Origin of the sequence: Klebsiella sp. S69 (assembly GCF_016516145.1) — a bacterium.
Taxonomy (GTDB): domain Bacteria; phylum Pseudomonadota; class Gammaproteobacteria; order Enterobacterales; family Enterobacteriaceae; genus Klebsiella; species Klebsiella oxytoca.
Window position 1 is genome coordinate 1 of record NZ_JACVUU010000095.1, and the last position, 347, is coordinate 347.

The 347-nt window shown below is 47.0% G+C and carries 1 tRNA gene; it reads left to right on the forward strand.

What is annotated here, in order from left to right:
- Window positions 1-100 precede the first annotated feature (100 nt).
- Window positions 101-177 (forward strand) — tRNA-Asp (locus tag IAE27_RS29390).
- Window positions 178-347: the final 170 nt, after the last annotated feature.

The window sequence follows — 347 nt, forward strand, 5'->3', positions numbered from 1 at the left end:
TGGTAGTGTGGGGTCTCCCCATGTGAGAGTAGGGAACTGCCAGGCATCAAATTAAGTAGTAAGCCGGTGCATAAATCCGGTGGTTACAGAAGTATTCGGTGGAGCGGTAGTTCAGTCGGTTAGAATACCTGCCTGTCACGCAGGGGGTCGCGGGTTCGAGTCCCGTCCGTTCCGCCACTTATTACATAGAACCGCAAGTCATTGACGTGACTTGCGGTTTTTTTGTTTTTGTATGCAGGTCGTTGTTGGATCTAAAGTAATTGCAGATTACATCTACGACAATCTATCATTAACGCTTAACGCTTAACGCTTAACGCTTAACGCTTAACGCTTAACGCTTAACGCTT